At 46.9% G+C, this 22548-nt stretch carries 14 protein-coding genes; 11 read left to right on the forward strand and 3 right to left on the reverse strand.

Features of this window, described 5'->3' with window-relative positions; translation table 11 throughout:
* Window positions 1–210: 210 nt before the first annotated feature.
* On the forward strand, window positions 211–4290 hold the full coding sequence (locus CPIN_RS27430) for a hybrid sensor histidine kinase/response regulator transcription factor (protein WP_245552038.1): 4080 nt from the start codon (window positions 211–213) through the stop codon (window positions 4288–4290).
* A 9-nt stretch (window positions 4291–4299) separates the two neighbouring features.
* A complete protein-coding gene (locus tag CPIN_RS27435) occupies window positions 4300–4869 on the forward strand; it encodes an SMI1/KNR4 family protein (RefSeq protein WP_012793139.1) in 570 nt (189 codons plus the stop codon).
* Here the strand turns inward: CPIN_RS27435 and CPIN_RS27440 are convergent.
* On the reverse strand, window positions 4866–5942 hold the full coding sequence (locus CPIN_RS27440; RefSeq protein WP_012793140.1) for a WD40 repeat domain-containing protein: 1077 nt from the start codon (window positions 5940–5942) through the stop codon (window positions 4866–4868). The genes CPIN_RS27435 and CPIN_RS27440 overlap by 4 nt on opposite strands.
* A 156-nt stretch (window positions 5943–6098) precedes the next feature.
* Here CPIN_RS27440 and CPIN_RS27445 point away from each other — a divergent pair, with 156 nt between their 5' ends.
* The 5 genes from CPIN_RS27445 (at window position 6099) to CPIN_RS37120 (ending at window position 15628) form a co-directional block, all read left to right on the forward strand.
* Window positions 6099–6572 (forward strand): VOC family protein, encoded by a 474-nt coding sequence (locus tag CPIN_RS27445; RefSeq protein WP_012793141.1) that lies wholly within the window; start codon window positions 6099–6101, stop codon window positions 6570–6572.
* A 604-nt stretch (window positions 6573–7176) separates the two neighbouring features.
* Window positions 7177–10032, forward strand: coding sequence for a TIM-barrel domain-containing protein (locus CPIN_RS27450; protein ID WP_012793142.1), 2856 nt, complete (start codon window positions 7177–7179; stop codon window positions 10030–10032).
* A 110-nt stretch (window positions 10033–10142) separates the two neighbouring features.
* Window positions 10143–13253 carry a SusC/RagA family TonB-linked outer membrane protein gene (locus CPIN_RS27455; protein WP_012793143.1) on the forward strand — a complete coding sequence of 1037 codons (3111 nt, stop codon included), beginning with the start codon at window positions 10143–10145 and terminating at the stop codon, window positions 13251–13253.
* 18 nt (window positions 13254–13271) lie between these two features.
* Window positions 13272–14834 carry a RagB/SusD family nutrient uptake outer membrane protein gene (locus tag CPIN_RS27460; RefSeq protein WP_012793144.1) on the forward strand — a complete coding sequence of 521 codons (1563 nt, stop codon included), beginning with the start codon at window positions 13272–13274 and terminating at the stop codon, window positions 14832–14834.
* A 29-nt stretch (window positions 14835–14863) separates the two neighbouring features.
* Window positions 14864–15628 (forward strand): hypothetical protein, encoded by a 765-nt coding sequence (locus tag CPIN_RS37120; protein WP_012793145.1) that lies wholly within the window; start codon window positions 14864–14866, stop codon window positions 15626–15628.
* 217 nt (window positions 15629–15845) lie between these two features.
* On the opposite strand, the gene CPIN_RS27470 is transcribed toward CPIN_RS37120, so the two are convergent.
* Window positions 15846–16238, reverse strand: coding sequence for a hypothetical protein (locus CPIN_RS27470; RefSeq protein ID WP_012793146.1), 393 nt, complete (start codon window positions 16236–16238; stop codon window positions 15846–15848).
* A 100-nt stretch (window positions 16239–16338) separates the two neighbouring features.
* Window positions 16339–18342: a glycoside hydrolase family 19 protein gene (locus tag CPIN_RS37125; protein ID WP_148230654.1), complete on the reverse strand. Its 2004-nt coding sequence runs from the start codon at window positions 18340–18342 to the stop codon at window positions 16339–16341.
* Window positions 18343–18697: 355 nt separating this feature from the next.
* On the opposite strand from CPIN_RS37125, the gene CPIN_RS27480 reads away from it, so the two are divergent.
* The 4 genes from CPIN_RS27480 to CPIN_RS27495 all read left to right on the forward strand — a co-directional run bounded on the left by CPIN_RS27480 (window position 18698) and on the right by CPIN_RS27495 (window position 22474).
* Window positions 18698–19558: an alpha/beta hydrolase gene (locus tag CPIN_RS27480; protein ID WP_012793148.1), complete on the forward strand. Its 861-nt coding sequence runs from the start codon at window positions 18698–18700 to the stop codon at window positions 19556–19558.
* Window positions 19559–19671: 113 nt separating this feature from the next.
* Window positions 19672–20922 carry a PAS domain-containing sensor histidine kinase gene (locus tag CPIN_RS27485; RefSeq protein WP_012793149.1) on the forward strand — a complete coding sequence of 417 codons (1251 nt, stop codon included), beginning with the start codon at window positions 19672–19674 and terminating at the stop codon, window positions 20920–20922.
* A gap of 21 nt (window positions 20923–20943) precedes the next feature.
* On the forward strand, window positions 20944–22002 hold the full coding sequence (locus CPIN_RS27490) for a response regulator (RefSeq protein ID WP_012793150.1): 1059 nt from the start codon (window positions 20944–20946) through the stop codon (window positions 22000–22002).
* A gap of 88 nt (window positions 22003–22090) precedes the next feature.
* Entirely contained in the window at window positions 22091–22474 is a 384-nt protein-coding gene (locus tag CPIN_RS27495) for a hypothetical protein (RefSeq protein ID WP_012793151.1), read from the forward strand.
* Window positions 22475–22548 lie beyond the last annotated feature (74 nt).

A 22548-nucleotide genomic window follows, 5' to 3' on the forward strand; every position in this document is an offset into this window, starting at 1 on the left:
CAACAGCACACATCAGACATAATTTCATCAGACTTAGTTAAAATAACATTACAGCATATACACGCTAAACTTTTTATGGACCTGAGTACCATAACGTGGAATTTTAGCACAAAGGTCGAATTCTTTCGACCTTTCTTTTTTTATTTACAACAGAGGGTCTATATTGTAGCATAGACATTTATTTGCAGACAAATCCGCGTTATTACACAAGTGAACAAAAGATTACTCATTCTTTTTCTGCTGGTATACTTACCAGTGCTGTTGAGGGGACAAAGCACGTCTTCGCAGTATCAGCTAAGCAGAATAGATTTAACCCAGGGACTTTCTGCAAACCAGGTGAATTGCATTCTCAAAGATAGTCAGGGCTTTATGTGGTTTGGTACCATGTCAGGACTCAATCGTTTTGATGGATATAACTTTAAAGTCTTCCGCCAGATACTCAGCGACTCGACTACGCTATCTGACAACTTTATTACCAGTCTCATGGAAGGTCCTGACGGAATCCTATGGGTGACACATCGCAACGGACAGAACATCTATCATCCTGAAACAGGCCACTTCGAACGCGATACCCGCAATACCCTCCGTCATTACGGAATCCCCGGCGATTCTGTTGGGCAGATCATGAAAGATAAAAGTGGTACCTACTGGTTCGTCGTCCCTAAAAACGGCCTCTTTACCTATACGCCAACTACGCATTCTGCTAAAAGGATTATGCAAGCGAAGAACAGCGCCATTGCTGCGATTGCGCAAGACAATAATGACAACATATGGATACTGCAGACAGATGGATTATTACAGAAAATGGATGCACATACTCACCGCATCTCCTGGCATACATCCCTGCCTGAACAGAACGGTAGCAACAGTCAGCAGGACTATCAGATGATGGCCGATAGTGACGGTGATCTGTGGATATTCAGTAACTCCGATGTACAAGGCGTCTATTATTATAATCAACATACTGCAGCATTCACTCACTATAATCAGAATACCGGTACACTCCGCCTCAATAACAACATCGTGCGCGGTATCGTGCAGGATAACAAGGGCCTGATATGGATCGGTACCGACCATGGTGGCATCAATATCATCGATAAAGCAAAACAAAGTATCGAGTACCTCGTCAACAATAGTGAAAATCCTAAAAGCCTGAGTCAAAATAGTATCAATGCACTCTATCGTGACAATACCGGTATTATATGGATCGGCACTTACAAGAAAGGTATCTGCTACTATCATGAAAACATCGTTAAGTTCCCTTTATACCAGCACGAAGCATTTACAGCCAGTAGTCTTCCCTATGATGATGTGAACCGCTTCGCGGAAGATGCCCATGGTAATCTCTGGATCGGAACCAATGGTGGAGGACTGATCTACTACGATCGCAACCATAATACCTACAAACAATACCTGCATGATGCCGGCAATCCCAATTCACCCAGCGGTAATGTCATTGTCAGTCTGTGGATAGACCAGCAACAGCAATTATGGATAGGCTCTTATTTCGGTGGATTGGATTGTTTCAATGGCAACCGCTTCACCCATTATAAACACGATGCAGCCGATCAAAATAGCCTGAGTGATAACAGCGTATGGGAGATATTCGAAGACAGCAAACAACGACTCTGGGTTGGCACGCTTGGTGGCGGACTCAATATCCTCGACAGGACAACCGGCCATTTTAAACACTATGCCAACGGAGCGCCTAATTCCATCCGGTCGCCTTATGTATCTGCCTTCCTGGAAGATAAAGCCGGTAATATATGGATCGGCACCGCCGATGGATTGGATGTCATGAATAATGCCGGCAAGTTTACGCATTACGAGAGTATCGACAAACAGGCCGGTGGTATCAGCAACCGTAACGTCATCTGCTTGTATGAAGACAAACGCGGTCTCATATGGATCGGTACCCGGGAAGGACTGAACATCTACGATCCCACCACTAAGAAGATCAGCATCCTGCGCAAAGAAGATGGGCTGCCGGATAATACCGTCCTGAATATCCTTGAAGACCGTGACAGCACCCTCTGGATGAGCACAGCTAACGGCATCGTCAACCTCACCCTCTTACAACGCTCCCCTGTCTATAAAATCAGTTGTAAACAATACGATGAATCTGACGGTCTGCAAGGCCGCGAATTCAATGAAAACGCTGCGCTGAAAACCAGTAAGGGAGAATTTATCTTCGGTGGTGGCAACGGCTTTAATATCTTCAATCCGCATAACATTGCCCTCAATACGACCGTACCACCCATCGTGCTGACCGACTTCCAGGTCTTTAACAAAAGCATGGAACCTGGTGAACATTTTAACGGTCGTATCCTACTGCAACAATCTATTACGCGCACACAGGAAATCACCCTGAAGTACCGGGAGAACGTATTCTCCATCTCCTTCGCAGCACTGAACTATTTTCATCCGGAGAAAAACCAGTATGCCTACATGCTGGAAGGCTTCAACAATGAATGGTTAACAACAGATGGCAGCGTGCGTAAAGCCACATATACCAATCTCGATCCCGGTGATTATATCTTCCGGGTGCGTGCCTCCAATAACGACGGTATCTGGACGCCTGCGCCACTGGAATTACATATCACTATCCTTCCTCCTTTCTGGCGTACGCCACTGGCATTCTTTCTTTATATACTGCTGATCATTGGCGCACTGATACTGGCCAGAAGAGTGGTATTGGAAAGAGAAAGACTGCGTTCACGCATAGAACAGGAAAAACAGGAAGCACAGCGCATTCACGAACTGGATGCACTGAAAATACGGTTCTTCACGAATATCAGTCATGAGTTCAGAACACCGCTTAGTCTGATCATCACACCCCTGGAAAAGATACTCGGCAAAGGCGTGGAAGCCAATATCCAGCAACAGCTGATACTTGTACAACGTAATGCCCGTCGCCTCCTTAACCTGGTGAATCAGCTCCTGGATTTCCGTAAAATGGAAGTACAGGAAATCAAACTACACACCAGTGAAGGCGATATCGTTGCCTTTGTAAAAGACCTGACCACTTCCTTCTCCGACTTATCAGAAAAGAAACAGATTCACCTGGACTTTCATAGCAGTGTGAAAGCACTCAACATGTTATATGATCCGGATAAAATTGAGAAGATCATTTTCAACCTGCTGAGTAATGCTTTCAAGTTTACACCGGAGCAGGGAAATATTTCTGTGGATGTACAGGTACAACACGGATCTACCTTAGCGATTATCGTCAAAGACAATGGTATCGGTATTCCGCTGGAACAGCAGGAACGTATCTTCGAACGGTTCTTCCAGCATGACATTCCCGGTTCCCTCTTGAATCAGGGCAGCGGTATTGGTCTGAGTATTACAAGGGAGTTTGTCAAACTACATAGCGGTACTATCACGGTAGACAGCGCTCCTGGTATGGGTAGTACCTTTACAATCCTCCTGCCGCTAAAAGGGCTCGTCAGTCAACTGGTAGTAACGGATCCTGTCAGCACGAATATCCTATCCGTGCCAGCGCCGGCAGCCCTTACACCTGCACCTTACACAGGCAAAAAACCGGTCCTGCTCCTGATTGAAGACAGCGAAGATTTCAGGTTCTATCTTAAAGACAACCTTGGTGTCCATTTTCATATCATTGATGCCGCCAACGGTAAACTGGGCTGGGCGATCCTCCAACATACCGTTCCCAATCTCATTGTCAGCGACGTTAATATGCCTGAAATGGACGGACTGGAACTTTGTCGCCGGATAAGACAAAACCAGCGGCTTGCACACTTACCGGTCATCCTGCTCACCGCCCGCGCTTCGGAAGAAGATCAGCTGGAAGCACTGGATAACGGAGCTACAGACTATATCACCAAACCCTTCAACTATGAGGTGCTATTATCGCGTATCCGCAACATTGTTTCTCAGCAGGTATCTCTGAAAAAGACCTTCCAGCAGCACATTGATGCACATCCGGAGGAAATCGCCATTTCTTCACAGGATGAACTTTTCCTGCAACAGGCATTACAGATCGTGGAGAAGAACATCTCAAATCCTGATTTTTCTGTAGAAGAACTCAGCCGTGGCCTCCATATGAGCCGCGTATCTGCCTATAAAAAACTACTGTCTATTACCGGTAAAACACCGCTTGAATTCATCCGGTCCATCCGTTTGAAACGGGCCGCTCAATTGCTGGGTAAAAGTCAGCTGACAATAGCCGAAGTAGCATATGAAGTAGGATTCAATAATCCTAAGTACTTTGCAAAGTATTTCAAACTTGAATACGGCGTCTTGCCTTCAGCTTATAAGAACACTTAAAACGAACTTATGCAGGCATTCCTGAGCAAACTTGACGAACACCTCCGTACTAAACGGGCAGACTACTATGCAGCTTTACAGCCCGGATTATCTGCTGAAGCCATTATGGCCCTTGAGCAAACATATAAGGTGACACTCCCCGCTGATCTCCGTGCGTTGTATCAATGGAAGAACGGACAACAGGAAGACACCTACGAGGCATTTGTCAACAATTCCATGTTCCTCTCCCTGCAATATGCCCTGGACACCGCCAGCGAACTGACAGGCATGATAGGTACCGATTTTGAAATGGAAAACTGGTGGCATCCTTCCTGGATCCCACTATGGCACAATGGCGGCGGCGATTATATCTGTTATGATACAGCGGGTGTATTTACCGGCATCAAAGGACAGCTGATAGAGTTCTGGCACGCGGATAATGACCGTGATACGATTGCCCCGGATCTGACCTCTTTTATCAATTCCATTAATCAGCTGTACGCGACTACGGCCCCAAAAGACTTCGATGAATATTTTGAAGTAAAAACTCCGGATGGATATCCTAAAGGCAATTTTGCCGGAGAACCAGGGAAACGTTAAAACAGTTCATCCGGCAGGTTATACAGCCTTACTTCTCCTGCATTATGCGTCAGCAGCAGCTGGCGCTGTTTATTCACACATACCGTAACAATTTCGCCGGCGTAGTCTACGATCTGGCCAGGGTCTTTTGTGGGCCTTCCTGCCATATCATATGCCCTGATCTCACAGCCCTCCGGCAATAATTCTCCAGTGCACTGCATCGTCTTCCGGTCTATCAGCAGCAATCGGCCAAAACGGGAAAATGCCAGCAGGGTTTTATTACTGATATATTGTACGACATACTCCAGACTGTCAGTATCTTCTTCAGACGGGTATTCATTTCTTTCTGCGAATAGTTTCTCTTCTCCAAGTGTGGCTATTTCACGGACTGCAGGATAACTATATATAGTGATCCCATCCTCGTAATGCGGTGCGGTAACAAACTCATGTCCGTCAGGCGCAAAATTCCCCATAATCCTGTCATCACACTGCTTCAGTTCCTGCACGACTATTTTACCCTCAGTCAGGGAAGCCTGATACAACAGATTACTATCCTGTCCGGCAGCAGCCTCAATAAGTACGCCTGTCTTATCCGGTGCAGCATGGATCACATAATTATACTCCTGGTTCCCCTCCATCATCCAGGTATCCTGCACCTTATTATCTGACATACTCACCGCATAAAGGATATCATTTTCCAATGCCGAACTGGCCGGTACAATAAACCAGATCAATGCGCCATCATTAGAAAAGGTACATGAGGATCCCAGGAATTTCTCCCAGCCGTCATGCGGAAAGATCCATTTCAGGTTGCCGTCCATATCCAGTATACGGATGGTTTCCATACATGAAAGCGCCATCTGATTGCCAGCAGGACTAGCCGTGATAATACAGTTCACATAATCCGTCGTCTGTGCCTGCAGGTCTTTCTGCCACACCTGTTGCAGCTCTTTATCCAATCGCAGAACCTTCGGATCTTTGTTGAAGTTGAGGATATAACCACCGTCTGCCAGTTCTGCAATACTGACCGGATTTGCTTCCAGCGCCAGACGCCGGTGTATACTGAGTGCAATGCGTGTAAATGTACTTCCCATAGTTTGAGGCATATTGCAAAATACCGGAATTTACCCGGAATACAAGCCATCCCATCGCCCGTCCCAAATCCCCCTTCAGGAAGTCTTCTTCACACCGCTTCCGAATGCCCGATGCAGTGTAAGTTTGTTTCATCAAAACACCCAAAAACATTTATTATGCAAAAGATCACTCCTTTCTTGTGGTACAATGATCAGGCGGAAGAGGCAGCAGAACTATACACCTCTTTATTTAAAAATTCCTCCATCGGAAAGATCAGCCGTTATCCACCAGGTGTTCCCGGCCAGGAAGGAAAGGTAATGACGGTGGAATTTACACTGGATGGACAGGAGTTCATCGCCCTGAATGGCGGTCCGCACTATTCCTTTACACCAGCCGTATCGATGTTCATTAAATGTGAGACACAGGAGGAAGTAGATAAACTATGGGACGCATTAACAGCTGGCGGCAGTATAGATAAATGCGGCTGGTGCAGGGATAAATTCGGACTGTCCTGGCAGGTGGTGCCTAAAGGCCTGCAGGAACTGTTACAGGATAAAGATCCGGGCAGAGCACAACGTGCGACAATGGCGATGATGCAGATGGAGAAACTTGATATCGGCATGTTGGAAGAGGCTGCCAATGGCAATTGATCAGCAGACATCAGGAATTGTCATGTTGTATGTTGCGATAATTCCTGATGCCTGATTTTTTCTCTCACCTTAAAATATCTATACCTCGCCCTCTGTCGTTAATGCCCGGTTAAATAAATCATTTTCTCAATATGATTAGCTACTAATCAATATTGACGCTGTCAACTATTCCTCCTTTTCTTATATCACTCAAGTATAGCTTCCCCGTAGATACTCCCTATATACGCCGTATATACTTCGTGTGTAAGCCATTTTTTGCCCTTTTAGGGGGCATTCAGGACAACTAAACCTACCCACACGTCCTAACTAATTATAAATCACCACTTTCCCGTAACTGCTCCGTATATAAGCCGTATATCATCCGCTATATACGGACTACATACGGCTTACATACTGAACACCTACGCCATAAAATTTAACAAATCATACCCCTCTTTTAACATCCATCCCCTCCAAAAAACCCCTCAGTTAACATTTGCTACCCTATTCTAAAACAATCCCCTCCCCTCGGTCTTATAGCGGACTGTTAAATTTGTCAGCACACGTTAGCAAGAAAATATACCATTTGTAGCCAACAAACAACCATCAGATCAATTCCATCGATATGAAGAAAAAACGACTTTTTTCAGTCCTTGCCTTTACATGCTGCATACATTTTGCCTATGCAGGAAAAATCGAAAGACTCAAAGACGGATTACTGGTAAGGTTAGAAAAAACAACCGCCGGAGGAGTAAAACAGGTAAAACTACAGGTGATCACGGATAATATTATCCGGGTGACCGCCAGTCCTGCGGACTCCATTTCCACCACTCCCAGCCTGATGGCTATCGTCACCGGTACCCGGGAGGTAAAATGGACCAGCGAAGAGAAAAACAACCAGATCATACTGAAAACCAGCACCTTAACTGCCAGCATCGATCTGAGTACCGGTGAAGTGGTATTTAAAGATGCAAGCGGCCATGTTATATTACAGGAGAAAAAAGGAGGTGGTAAGACCTTCACACCTGCTATTATAGATGGTAAACCGCTCTATAAACTGCAACAGGTATTTGAATCGCCTGCTGGAGAGGCATTTTATGGCCTGGGTCAGCACCAGACCGGTCTGATGAACTACAAAGACCAGGATGTAGACCTGACGCAATACAACTCGATCGCTGTCATCCCCTACCTGGTGTCCAGCAATCATTATGGTATCCTCTGGGACAACTACTCCATCACCCGCTTCGGGGATGACCGTCCTTATGAAGAATTAACCAGTCTCGAACTGACAGACAAAAATGGCAAACCGGGTGGTCTCACCGCTACCTATGCCCTCCGGAATAAACCAGACAGCATCTTCCTCCAAAAACAGGAATCCGCTATCGACTTTACTTTCCTGCCTGACCTGAAAAAGATGCCCGCGGGTTTCCCGATGGGTAAAGGCATCATTACCTGGGAAGGCAATATCGCCTCCAAAACAGGTGGCCAGGAGAAGTTTTATATGACCGCCTCCGGCTATGTGAAAGTATGGATCGACGGTGAACTGAAACTGGATAAATGGAGAGAAGGCTGGAACCCTGGTCCTTCCGTATTCCGTCATCAGCTGGAAAAAGGGAAACAACATAAGATCAAAGTAGAATGGATCCCGGAATCTGACCAGGCATTTGTTGCTGTCAGACATCTCTCTCCTACACCCGCCTCTTTACAGAATAAAGCGGCCTTCTCCTCAGAAGCCGGAGAGAAGATCGACTACTACTTTGTATACGGTCAGCAGATGGATGATGTGATCAATGGCTATCGCAATATCACCGGTAAAGCCGCCATCGTTCCCAAATGGGCTTTAGGCTACTGGCAGAGCCGTGAACGCTATAAAACTCAGCGTGACGTCATCAGCACCGTACAGGAATTCCGTAAAAGACAGATCCCCCTGGACAACATCGTCATGGACTGGTCCTACTGGCAGGAAAATGCCTGGGGTAGCCAGGAATTTGATCCCGCCCGGTTCCCGGACGCAAAAGGCATGATAGACTCCCTGCACAACATCTATCATACCCACTTCATGATCTCTGCATGGCCTAAATTCTACAAAGACATTCATAACTATAATCTCTTTAACGATAAAGGCTGGCTGTATAAACAAAGCATCAATGATGGTATCAGAGACTGGATCGGACAAGGTTATGTATCTACCTTTTACGATGCTTTCAATCCCGGCGCACGTAAACTCTTCTGGCAGTTACTGAGCCGGCACCTCTTCAGCAAAGGCGTAGATGCATGGTGGCTGGATGCAACCGAACCAGACGTACTCTCCAACGCAACCATCGACTACCGTAAACAACTGATGAACCCTACCGCTTTAGGGCCATCTACCCAATATTTTAACACCTATGCACTGCTGAACGCGAAAGGTATTTATGAAGGTCAGCGCCAGGAAAAACCCGATCAGCGCGTATTCATTCTCACCCGTTCTGCTTATGCCGGTATGCAGCGTTATGCAGCTGCTACCTGGAGTGGTGATATCGCCGCCCGTTTCGATGAACTGGCCAGACAAATTCCTGCAGGTCTCAACTTTGGTATGTCTGGTATGCCTTACTGGACGACAGACATCGGTGGTTTCTATGTAGAAGACAAATACGATCAACCTGATCCCAAAGGGGCTGACCTGGAAGAATGGAGAGAGTTAAACACCCGCTGGTTCCAGTACGGCGCCTTCTGTCCGCTGTTCCGCTCTCATGGTCAATACCCTTACCGCGAACCATTCAATATCGCACCGGATAACAGTGTTGAATTCAATTCAATGGTCTACTACGATAAACTCCGTTACCGCCTGATGCCGTACATCTACTCCCTCGCCGGTCATACTTACCACAATGGTTACACGATCATGCGCGGACTGGTAATGGATTTCGGTAAAGACACCGCCGTACAGCGCATTGGCGATCAGTTTATGTTTGGTCCGTCACTGCTGGTCAATCCTGTCTATACTTACAAAGCACGCCAACGTCAGTTATACCTTCCTGCTAACACCGGCTGGTATAACCTGTATGACGGTACTTATACAGAAGGTGGTAAACATATTACCGTGGATGCGCCGCTGGACAGGATTCCGCTGTACGCAAAAGCAGGTAGTATCATTCCGTTCGGCCCTGCGATGCAGTACACCGCACAACGTCCTGCCGATACCATCACATTGTATGTATATGCCGGCAGCAACGGCAAATTCACCCTCTACGAAGACGAGGGCATAAACTATAACTACGAAAAAGGACAATACAGTACCATTCCTTTCACATACGACGACGCCAGCAAAACACTGACCATCGGCAAACGGGAAGGTAAATTCTCCGGTATGCTGCAACAGCGTACGTTCCGCATCGTTCATGCAGGAAAAGAAAAACCGGTAAGCCTGAATCTCGACAAGCTGGATGCGATAGTGATGAAGTATGAGGGAACAGAAAAAAAGATATCACTTAAAAATTAACCACGTACATGAACAAAGCAATAGCTAAGCAATAACACTAACACGTTGTGAATTGTAATTCACGTTTCGACCATCAGACAAACACATCCCGTAACTAACATTCTAACATTATGAAAACTGCTTACAAAATCAGAGATTTTGTGACTGCCTGCATGATCCCCGTATCATGCGGATTGAGCAGCGCGCTGCTATTAACCATGTTATCCGGCAACGTGGCAATGGCGCAGACTCCGAAACGGGCACTTTCCGGTAAAGTGACCACAGGTAAAGATAACAGCCCGCTTCCCGGCGCCAGTGTACGCATCAAAGGCACCAACAACGGCGCCATTACAGATGGTACAGGCAGCTTCAATCTACAGGTAGGCGACGCCGACTCGCTCGAAGTTACACTTGTAGGTTTCACCAGACAAGTCATCTCCGCAAGAGGAAAATCCTCCCTGACGGTTAATCTTAGTGAAGGCTCCACCGGCCTTGATGAAATCGTAGTAGTAGGGTACGGTACCGAAAAGAAAAAACTGGTTACCGGCGCTATCGATCACGTAAACACACAACAGCTGGAACAAAACCATGCCCTGCGCGTGGACCAGGCATTACAGGGACAAACGCCCGGCGTACAGATCACCGCTACCTCTGCTCAACCGGGTGAAAGCATGAAAGTACGTATCCGTGGTACAAGTACTGTCGGTAATGCAGATCCGCTGTACATCGTGGATGGTGTACCCACATATGATATCAGCTACCTGAATGCTTCCGATATTGCCAGCATGGACGTACTGAAAGATGCCGCATCTTCCGCTATCTATGGTGCAAGAGCAGCGAATGGCGTAGTATTGATCACTACACGTAAAGGCCGTGCAGGTACCATGAAGATCGCCTACGATGCCTACTACGGTACCCAGAACCCTTCTCATAAAGTATCTGTACTCAATGCACACGACTATGGTGTGATCATGAATGAGATGGCCATCAATTCCGGTGGTCAGCCATACTTCACCATAGATCAGCTGTCAAAACTGGGTAAAGGCACCGACTGGCAGGAAGCTATCTATAATAAGAATGCACCTATGCAGAATCATTCCCTGAGCTTCGCTGGTGGTAATGATGCATCTGTATTCTCTTCCTCTATCGCATATACCGAACAGGCAGGGATCATCGGTGTAAATGATCAGTCCAGGTATGACAGGCTCTCTTTCCGCATGAACAGCGAGCATAAAATGTACAAGGACATCATCATCTTCGGAGAAAACCTGACCTATACACAATCGCGCAAAAGAGGCATCGGTGTAGGCAATATCTATAACAACGCTATCCGCTCCGTATTCAGTACCAGTCCGCTGTTCCCTGTATACGACGAGAACGGCAACTACGCAAAGTCTTCCTTTAACGTAGAAGAAGCCAATCCGGTAGCATTGATGGATTACCAGAACCAGAACAAGGATAAAACAAACCGTATCATGGGGAATACTTACTTACAGATATCTCCTGTCAAAGGTTTGTCCATCCGTACTGACTTTGGTATCGATATCAGCAGTACCGATTCCAGAAGCTATACACCGCTCTATAACCTGTCCACCAATGTGATCAACGAACACTCCCGTGCAACACAGGGTATTTATCGTACCAACTCCTGGAACTGGGATAATACCATTAACTATCAGCGCGACTTCGGCAAACACAATATAGGTGTACTCGTAGGGATGAACGCCAATGAAACAAAAGCAAATTATCTTTACGGATATAAGCAGGACCTGACCAAAACCGGTCTGGATAATGCGGTGATCGATAATGGTACGACAGACAGTACACAACGCATCTACGGTGCAGACAGCGCTGCCACCATCTATTCTTACTTCGGACGTATCAGCTACTCATACGCAGATAAATATATGTTCACCGCTGTAGTAAGATCAGATGCATCTTCCCGCTTCGGTCCGAACAACCGCAGGGCTTACTTCCCGTCCTTCTCCGTGGGTTGGGTACCGACCAATGAAGACTTCTTCAAACCTACCTGGCTGGAGTTCCTGAAGATCCGCGCAGGCTGGGGCCAGAACGGCAACCTGCCTACCGGCTATTACCAATACCTGTCTACCATTTCTACACAATACCTGGGTTACTATTTCGGCAGCGGAGACGCACCTGCTATCGGCGCAGCGCCTATCAAAATATCTAATCCGGACCTGAAATGGGAAACTTCCGAACAGGCGAACATCGGCTTTGATGCGAACTTCCTGAAAGACTTCAACCTGACTGTTGACATCTACCGCAAGACCACCAAAGACTGGCTCGTACCTGTCAATGTACCTGCTGTATCAGGTGCTGCAACAGTGCTGATCAATGGTGGTGATGTACGCAACCAGGGTGTGGAGATCTCTCTCGGTTATCACCACACTTTCCATGACCTGAGTGTAGGTGTAAATGGTAATATGGGCATCAACCGTAACGAGATCACTGACATTCCCAATAAAGAAAAGATCATCAACGGCGCTACCGCTATTACCTACCCTAGTATGCCTGAATTCTACCGCGCACAGGTAGGTTTCCCGATGGGTTATTTCTACGGATATAAGACCGCTGGTATCTTCCAGAATGACCAGGAAGTGGCAGCGTACGTATCCAAAGATGGCAAGAAAATACAGCCGAATGCACAGCCGGGTGATGTACGCTTCCAGGACCTGAATGGCGACGGCGTAATTGATAGTAAAGATCAGACACAGATCGGTAACCCTTATCCTAAATTCACCTACGGTCTGAACATCAACCTGGGTTATAAAGGATTTGATTTCTCGGCTTCTTTATATGGTAACTACGGCAACCAGATCTGGGATGGTACACATGACTTCTCCCGTCCGCTGAGTAATTACACCACTGAAATACTCGGCCGCTGGACTGGCGAAGGCAGTTCCAACCGCCTGCCTCGTGTCACTGATGGCGCAGAACTGAACCAGAACTGGATCCGTTCTTCCGACCTCTATGTACACAATGCGTCCTTCCTGCGTGTTAAGAGCCTCAACCTGGGATACGATTTCAAACAGCTCTTACATACACTGCCGCTGGGACAGTTGAGATTATACGTTTCTGCTACCAACCTGTTCACCTTCACACCTTACAAAGGTGTAGATCCTGAAGTAGGTTACGGTCCTACAGGATGGGCTTCCGGCATTGACCTGGGAACCTATCCGCAGCCAAAATCCGTACTGGTAGGTCTGAACGTTAAATTCTAATCCGGTAAATCATTCCACATGAAAAAGATCTTCGCTTCCATTATAGCTATCTCACTCTTTGCTGCCTGCAGCAAGGATTTCCTGGAGCGCTCTCCTGTTGACGAACAGACAGAAACCTCCTTTTATCAGACTCCCGATCAGGCCCTGCAGGCACTGGTAGCAGTGTACAATCAGCTTAACATCGGCGACTATGATAATATTCACCTCGTGTCAGAACTGGCCAGTGACAATTGCTTCGGCGGTGGTGGTACCTCTGACCTCGTCTGGAAACAATGGGATCGCTTCCAGGAAGCATCCAATATGAACCTGGGCCTCTGGCAGAAATACTATACGGGTATCTACAGAGCGAATGTATTATTGTCTAAAATAGATGGTGTCAACTGGGGTACTGACAGTACACTGAAAAACACCTACGTCGCAGAAGCACGCTTCCTCAGAGCTTACTTCTATTTCGACCTGGCCCGCTTCTTCGGAAATGTTCCATTAGCCACCAAACCGCTGACCGTATCAGAATACAACATGCCGCAGGCTACGCCGGCGGATGTATACAAACAGATCGCGGAAGACCTGAAATATGCAGCGGAGAAATTACCTGCTGTGGCCTATCAGGGTATTCCAACCTCTAACTACGGCCGCGTAACCAAATGGGCGGCACAGGCATTAATCGGTCGTGTATTCCTCTATTATACCGGCTATTATAACCAGAATGACCTGGCAGGTGTCGTGACTAAAGCACAGGCAGCCAGTTACCTGGAAAATATCATCAATGCAGGTGGCTATGGACTTGTAGACAGCTTCCCGCGTTTATGGCAGGCTTCTGCTGCTTCCTTTGTTGGTGAAGACAATAAAGAAACGATCTGGTCGATCAAGTTTACGCATAAAGGACTGGGTAACTGGGATCAGCACAATGGTAACCGTATGCAGGTAGATATCGGCATCCGTAGCCAGGTACTGAATCCTTACTACAAAGGATGGGGCGCCGGTACCGTGAACAGCAAACTGTGGAATGCCTACGATGGCGCTGACACCAGGAGAAATGCCTCTATCATCTCTATTGAAGATGAAAACCTGACAGCATATGCAATCGGTGATCAGTCACAATATACCGGCTACTTCTGGAAAAAATATATGCCACTTAATGATGGCAATGCGGATAGCAAAGGTGGTAATTTCCAGATCGACAACTATTTTGATGATGTTATCATCCGTTATGCAGATGTACTGCTAATGGCAGCTGAACTGAATCTGGGTACTGATCTGGGCAAAGCGCAGGGGTATTACAACCAGGTGCGTGACAGGGCTTTCCTGAATACCACCAGCAGAAAAACGCTGACTGCTACCAACGGTAAAAGCCTGATCATGGAGGAGCGCAGACTGGAATTTGCACTGGAAGGTTTACGCTACTGGGACCTGCTGCGCCAGGGTATGAGCGTAGCAAAAGCTGCTATCGACAACAGCAGTTCAGATGCACAGTTCAATGTCTCTTTCCGTACAGAAACACAGGGACTTTTCAAAATACCAGAGCAGGAGATCAATCTCTCCAGCGGCGTTTACAGACAAAATCCAGGATGGGCTAACTAATGTTGAATCATTCCACAAAAAACTGCATCATGAAAAAGTTTATCACCTTATCCCTGCTCGCGTTATCTGCACTGCTGGTTTCCTGTACAAAGGAGGATGAAGAAAGTCTGGATGGACCAAGCATATCAAAAGATAACCTGAAATTTTCCGTTACACAGGAACAGGGACACGACAATATCGTTATGCTGAACAGCCTCACAGCAGGTAGCTATATCCCATTCTGGGAATATACCGGCGGCTTTTCAAAGAATAAGAAGGATACAATCAACCTGCCCTTCGCAGGCAAGTATACCATCCGCTATACGATCTATACACCCGGCGGACCATTAGCTGATTCCAGCGATATTACCGTGTCAAAAAATGACCCGGAATATTTTGCCAGTCCGCTATGGAAATTGCTTACCAACGAACAGACCGGTAAGACCTGGGTATGGGCGACAGATATCCCTGGTGGTATCTGTTATGGTAACGGATCCGGTGGCGCAACAGCGCCTGAATGGTGGCAGAATGGTATCGCTTACCTGACAGAACAGGGCGTTGCTGCCGACGAGATGACCTTCGATCTCAATGGTGCTAAAAACTACTCACTCACACATGCCGGCACAGCAAAAAAGGCATTGTTTGAGCTGGACACATTGAACAGAACTTTAAAGATAACAGGTGCAGATATTCCGCTCGGCGGAAAAGTGACTTACGTGATCGTAAAACTGACCGCTGATGAACTGACCCTTGCACAGCAAGGCGATGGCTGGAGAAACATCTGGATGTACAAAAGAAAGGGATTTAACTATTAGTTTTCGGGATTTAAGATGGAAGAAAAAAGGGATGAGGTTTTGCACCTTATCCCTTTAAAAAAATTAGGAATTAAGAATTAGGAATTAAGAATTGTATAACCACAAGGAACACTATAATCAGACTCGTTTATTATATAAGCTATTAAAATAGTAACCTATTTAAGTATGCTGTACAATATTGCCAAAAATTCCTAATTCTTAATTCCTAATTCCTAATTTATTTCACGATCACAGTATCTGTAATAAACGTATTCTCTCCTGATACAAATTGCAGATAATAAGTGCCCGCAGCCTTTTCTTTTAACTGATAAGCAGCCTGGCGGGTAGGAATATCCATTGTACACATACATCCCTTGTAAACAGCTTCTACTTCTACCGTGATCGTATTACCGCTCTTCTTTTCAATAAATTTACTGAATTGTCCGCAGCCACTGTTCACCTGGAAATAAACGGTAGTTTTACCGCTTGTACCTGCAGATGCTTTGTCGATCTGACTAACAGGCACTTTACTGTATTTGATACAGTCCTCTGTAGCGCCGGAAGTTGTTTTTTTACTGCATCCTGTCATGGCAATCGTCGCCAGGAAAATAAAGGTTAATGGTATTCTCATGAAAATTGATTTATACCCCTCTCCTAAAAACGGAAAGGGAACTGTAACCTTAACGCATAAGATATGCCATTGGTTACAGTTCCCTCAAAAATTTAATATTTTATTTTATGCGGATGATCTTCTTAGTGCCCATTACACCATATCTGCCGCTGTCAACTTTCAGGATCAGGGTACCGGAAGGTACACGGCTGATATCCAGCTGTACCTGTTGGGCCCCACTGCCATTTGGCTGAACGATCTGCTGTAATACCGGCTGACCGGTTTCAGCACGCAGCAATGATACCAACAGTCTCTCCTTGCCTTTACCGTCTATGGTCACCGTCAATGTGTTGCCATTCACCGGGTTTGGATAAACCTTCAGCGTGTTTTCAGTGGCTGATGTTTGACTGAGAACCGCCGCTGTTGTTATCGCACCCGCCAAAGCTACCGGACAATTACTTACAAAAGTCCAGGGTTTCGCATCTCCGGTATTGGTATCCGGCTGATCGCCCTGTGTCCACCATTTTGCCTGATAGATCTTATTGCCATAAGCCACTTTCACGCCCTGGGTATAGATACCGCCTGGCGTCCATCCCTGTACGCCACCACATGGCTGACCGGTACCACCGCCATCGCCGCCATTACCGTTACATGCGCCTACAACGGCCCAGGTGCTGTTAGTACCTGGTACATCGCCGCTACCAGCCCACCATAGGTTGCGGTAGATCACGCTGTTATAACGAACGATATTGCCGGCAGCTTCATAAATCTTCGTTGATTCCCAGGCTGGCAGAGAAGCACAACCGGCGAAAGTCTGGCTGTTCCATACCGTGAAATTGATGGTGGTCACGATGGAGTCCTTACCATTTCTCAGCCCGACAGCAGTCGCCGTTTGCTGACCATAAGCAGTCGGCGTCCATTGTATGCTGGTACCTGCCAGCCTCAGACCGCCGATTTTGATGAATACCTGGGTGATCTCATTCTTCGGATCGCTTTTCGCAACCGTCAGTGTCACAGGAGACAGGGAAGTCACACTGAGAATACCATTCGCAGGAGAAGTGAAGGTCAATGCCGTGATCTGTGAACACTCCGTGTTGTCGATGGCAAAAGGAGCCATATTCGCGCAACCACAGTTAACCGCATTATTACCGCCATTCAGCTCCATGCTTACCTGTTTGATACCGGTATAACGCTGATAATGCGCAATACGGCTGAGTACTTTCGTGTTCTCTGTTCCCTTGTTACATTCCAGTCCGCCGTTAATGATATTCACCGTAGCGCCAAAACCGGGTTTCAGGCCACCGGCTATCTGTGCAGCAGTAGGTTCCCATTTACCAGGGATCATTACATCATGGCAGGACTGTTTGGGATACTGCTGGGCCATCCAGAACCAGATACCTGTCTGGAAAGCAATCACGCCATCCTGGATCACTTTCTCCGGATTAGCGAGTAATACGTTCTTGTCACCGAAGATAAATTCACTTGCCTGACCGTAGTTATAGTTCCAGCTTAACTGGATCGGACCACGGCCATGGTAGGATTTACCCGCAGCAGGCGGATACTGTGTGCTGGCTTCGCGGTAACCGATGTTGCTGGTACCTTCATAACCTACTTCTTCGCGGAAATACAATCCCCAGGCATACTGACCGCCAGGTGCCGTAGGCCAGCCACCGGTGGTTTCCTGGGAGATATTGGCGAGGAATGCCATCAGCTCCCTTTTACGGACAATCAGGTCGCCCTCGCCCGCAAAGGTGGCATAATCGATCTCCTCGCGGATAATAGCGTTAGGAGAAACGCTGAAATCCGCATCCTGACGGATTACCACTGAAGCGCCGGTGGTTTTGTCCACACGGGTCAGTTTGTAGGCATTGGTCGCACAACGTCTTTCAGAAATAATCTTGATGTTGGACATCAGTCTTACGGCTTCTCTGAAATTGGCGTAAGAATAGAAATCCTTCGCGGCTGTAGTGGGTAAAGTACCACTACCGGTACGGTCATCAGGATTAAAACGATGTGGAAATAAAACATCCCATTCAGCACTGGTGATAACATCAGTAATCGATTGGGAGAAAGCTGTGGACATACAGCATAGCAATAGGAAGACAATGAAACGTGCAGTTTTCATAGCATAGTGGGTTGTGTACCCGGCGGTACGATGATTATTTTGAGTCGGGGCAAATATAATAAAAAAACCTCCTATAGGATAGCAGCCGGCATTCCCGGGGCGGAATCCTGCTGCGTTTATACTCATACGTTATTTCCGCAAGCAGCAGATTCCGTAGAACTACGCTTGCGCTGCATAGCTCCTGTATATAATTTTGTACCCGTTAACACCAAGCACCACTACACTACACTATTGTTCTTTAGCCCCATTAATTTATTATTTAGCCCCAAAATTTAACCCCAAAATTAACCCCGCTTTTTTCCCTCTTTTTTTTGCCCTGCGTTTTAGTTAATTTGTTCCCCAAACCCGTCCCGGTATGAAAACGACATTGTGTACACTCTTACTCTCATTGTTCGCTATGCAGGCATTTGCGCAAAACAAGGAAAAAGACATCATTCACCTGTGGCCAGGCGCCGTACCAGGAGAAACAGCGCCTAAAAAACCGGCTGTTCCGACCAGCGACAGCAGCAAAGGCGTCATCAGACTAACAGATGTAACCGATCCTGTCATGCAGGTATTCCTGCCGGAGAAAAGCAAGGCCAATGGGGCAGCAGTAATTGTGTGTCCGGGAGGCGGCTACCAGATTCTTGCCATCAACCTGGAAGGTTATGAAATTGCCCAATGGCTGAACGGACTGGGTTATACCGCCTTTGTACTGCAATACCGGGTACCACAGAAGCAGGAAGGCGCTTTACAGGACGTACAGCGCGCTTTACGCCTCGTACGCTCCAAAGCTTCAGAATGGCAGCTGCAACCGTCAAAAATCGGCGTATTGGGTTTCTCTGCCGGTGGCAGCCTCAGTGCCCGTGCCAGCACCCTGTATAACAAACAGAGCTACACCCCTATCGACAAAGCCGATAGTGCCTCCGCCCGTCCCGACTTTGCCCTGCTGATCTATCCCGCTTATCTTGACCTGGGCCCCAATCACAGCATTACACCTGAATTAGAGATAGATAACCATACCCCTCCTACTTTCCTGTTCGCCACTGCCGACGATCCATATGCCAACAGCGCACTAATCATGGCCGGCGCATTACGGGAAGCCAAGGTGCATGTTGAACTGCACCTCTATGCCAAAGGCGGGCACGGCTATGGCCTCCGTCCTGATAATAAAGCCGGACTCGCCTGGACCACCCTCGCTTCCCACTGGCTGGAAAGGAATGTCAGGGAAAAATGAGCATTATCAGCCATTCTGCTGACCGCCGTCATATGAGGACATACTGCTTAGGTGGAATTTTACAACCTATAAAGTATATTTACCGCATATTCTTTTAACGGTAAGTATCAAGTATGAAGAAGTGGATCACCAAGCTGACAACAATGTTCTCTGGCAATAGCGTTTACAAAAAAGAATATAACAAGGAGCTCCAGCGCTTTGAAGCCCTGTTCAATTACGCCAGTATCGGTATACTCGTGACCAACCAGCAGGGCCAGATCGTGCTGATCAACGACTTCGCCCTCAGACAGTTCGGCTACGAACGGGAAGAACTCATGGGTGACCGTATCGAAAAACTCATGCCGCAACGCTTCCGTCACCGGCATGTGGATCACAGAGATCATTACAATCATCATCCGCAAAGCCGCCCGATGGGTATTGGCCTGGATCTTTTTGCCGTTAAAAAAGACGGTACGGAATTTCCTGTGGAGATCAGTCTCAGTCAGTATGAACATGAAGAAGGCGCTTTTGTGATCGCCTATATCAACAATATTACAGAAAGAAAAAAGGCGGAAGAAAAGATCGAAAAACTGAACAATGAACTGGAACACAAGATCAGTGAACGTACGCAACAGCTGACCACTGCCCTTGAACAACTGGAACATTCGAAACAGGAGGTCATGACCGCGCTCAATAAAGAAAAAGAGCTCAGCGAACTGAAATCCCGTTTCGTATCGATGGCCTCTCACGAGTTCCGTACACCACTCAGTACCATCCTGTCATCTGCATTCCTGGTCAATCAGTATACGACAGAAGCTGAACAACCGAAACGCAGTAAACATATACAACGTATCATCTCTTCCGTGACCCTGCTGACGGAAGTACTGAACGATTTTCTGTCTGTGGGCAAGATCGAAGAAGGCGGCGTACAGGTACGCACCAGCACTTTTGATCTGCAGCAACATGTCACGGCTATCATACAGGAGATGCAGGATATTGTACAGGAAGGACAACGTATTCAGTATGAACACATCGGCGCAACAGCAGCGCAGCTCGACCCTTCCCTGCTGAAACATATTCTGTTAAACCTGCTGGGAAATGCTATCAAATTCTCTGGAAAACACGCTGTTATACAGGTGCATACAGAACATACCGGAAATGATGTAATATTGAGGGTGAAAGACAGCGGTATCGGCATATCCCAGGAGGACCAGCAACACCTGTTCGAACGTTTTTTCAGGGGCGCCAACGTAAGCAATATCCAGGGTACTGGTCTTGGTTTACATATCGTTAGCAGATACGCTGAACTGATGAACGGATACATCACCTGCGAAAGCGAACTGAATAAAGGCACCACCTTCATCGTCACTTTCAGGCAATTATAACTAAAAGGAATAGTACTATAAATGAAAACGATCCTGCTGATAGAAGATAATGACGATATTCGCGAAAATACTGCCGAAATACTGGAACTTGCCAATTACAGGGTCCTGACGGCTGAAAATGGGAAAACCGGCGTGGAAATGGCTCTGGAAGAACTGCCCGACCTGATCGTATGTGATATTATGATGCCTGTGCTGGATGGTTATGGCGTACTGCACCTGTTGCAAAAACACCCGGAAGTCGAAGATACCCCTTTCATATTCCTCACCGCCAAAAGCGAACGCGGAGACTTCCGCAAAGGAATGGAAATGGGCGCAGACGATTATATCACCAAACCTTTCAGCGGTACAGACCTTTTAAATGCAGTAGAAAGCAGATTAAAAAAGTCAGAACTTAAAAAACAGGTGTTACCTGCAGATATGGAAGGAGTACAACAACTGCTGTTGACAGCTACAGGCGCTAATCCTCTGAAAACATTGATGGAAGAGGGTAATACAGACAGGTACAAAAAGAAACAACTGATTTACCAGGAAGGTAATCGTCCGACCAGCCTTTATTTTATCCAGAAAGGCCGTGTGAAAACCTATAAGGTGAACAACGACGGAAAAGAGCTCGCTGTCAATCTGTACAGCGCCGGCGAATTCCTCGGATACGTCGCCCTGCTCGAAGGCAGCAACTACCATGAAAACGCCGAAGCACTGGAAGCTTGCGAACTGACCGCTATTCCCAGAGAGGATTTTGAAACGCTGATCAATAATAACCGCGAAGTAGCACAACAATTCATCCGCCTGCTCGCTAAAAATATCACAGAAAAAGAACAGCAACTGCTGCACCTTGCCTATAGTTCACTGCGTAAAAAAGTAGCAGAAGCATTGCTCTTCCTGAAAAAGAAATACCATCACGTAACTGACCAGCCGTTCTCCATAGATATCTCCCGCGAAAACCTCGCTACCATCGCAGGTACCGCTACGGAATCCATGATCCGTACACTGGGCGACTTCAGAGACGAGAAACTACTGGAAATAAAACAGGGCGTCATCACCATCCTGAATGAACAGAAACTCGCCAACCTGGTGAATTAATGATAAAAATCAGTTTTTACGCTGATGCGCATCCTGTGCTGCCCGCAGGCAGCTGACTATCTTTACGTCAGATAAGATAGTTTTAGTAATGGAAGATCTCCTGCGTGAATTAACTGCATTTAAAAAAGAACTGGCGGCGCTTGAAAATCGCAATATCGCACTCAAGACGCAACTCGCTCACATACTGCAATATCATTTTGACCGCTCCCTGCTGGACAGGCTGGAATATTTCCATACCGCCTTCCTCCAGCAGGATACACGGTTTGAAGCCCTGCGCGGAGAACTCGCCCTCCAGCAGGTATGGGTGAGCGAACCCGACATGAATGCCATCAACTATGAAAATATCCGCACCCACCAGGTACATATCCGGTCCCGCCTGAAAAGCATGGAAACAGACCTGCAACAACTCATGACCATATTCCTGAATTATCTGCAGGAACATTTTCCCGCTATATCCAAAAATAATGGCTGATAAACCCACATTGATTTTCTTCAATACTTTATCTCCCCGGGATAAAATACTTATATGATTTAGAAAAATATCCT

Origin of the sequence: Chitinophaga pinensis DSM 2588, assembly GCF_000024005.1 — a bacterium.
Lineage (GTDB): Bacteria > Bacteroidota > Bacteroidia > Chitinophagales > Chitinophagaceae > Chitinophaga > Chitinophaga pinensis.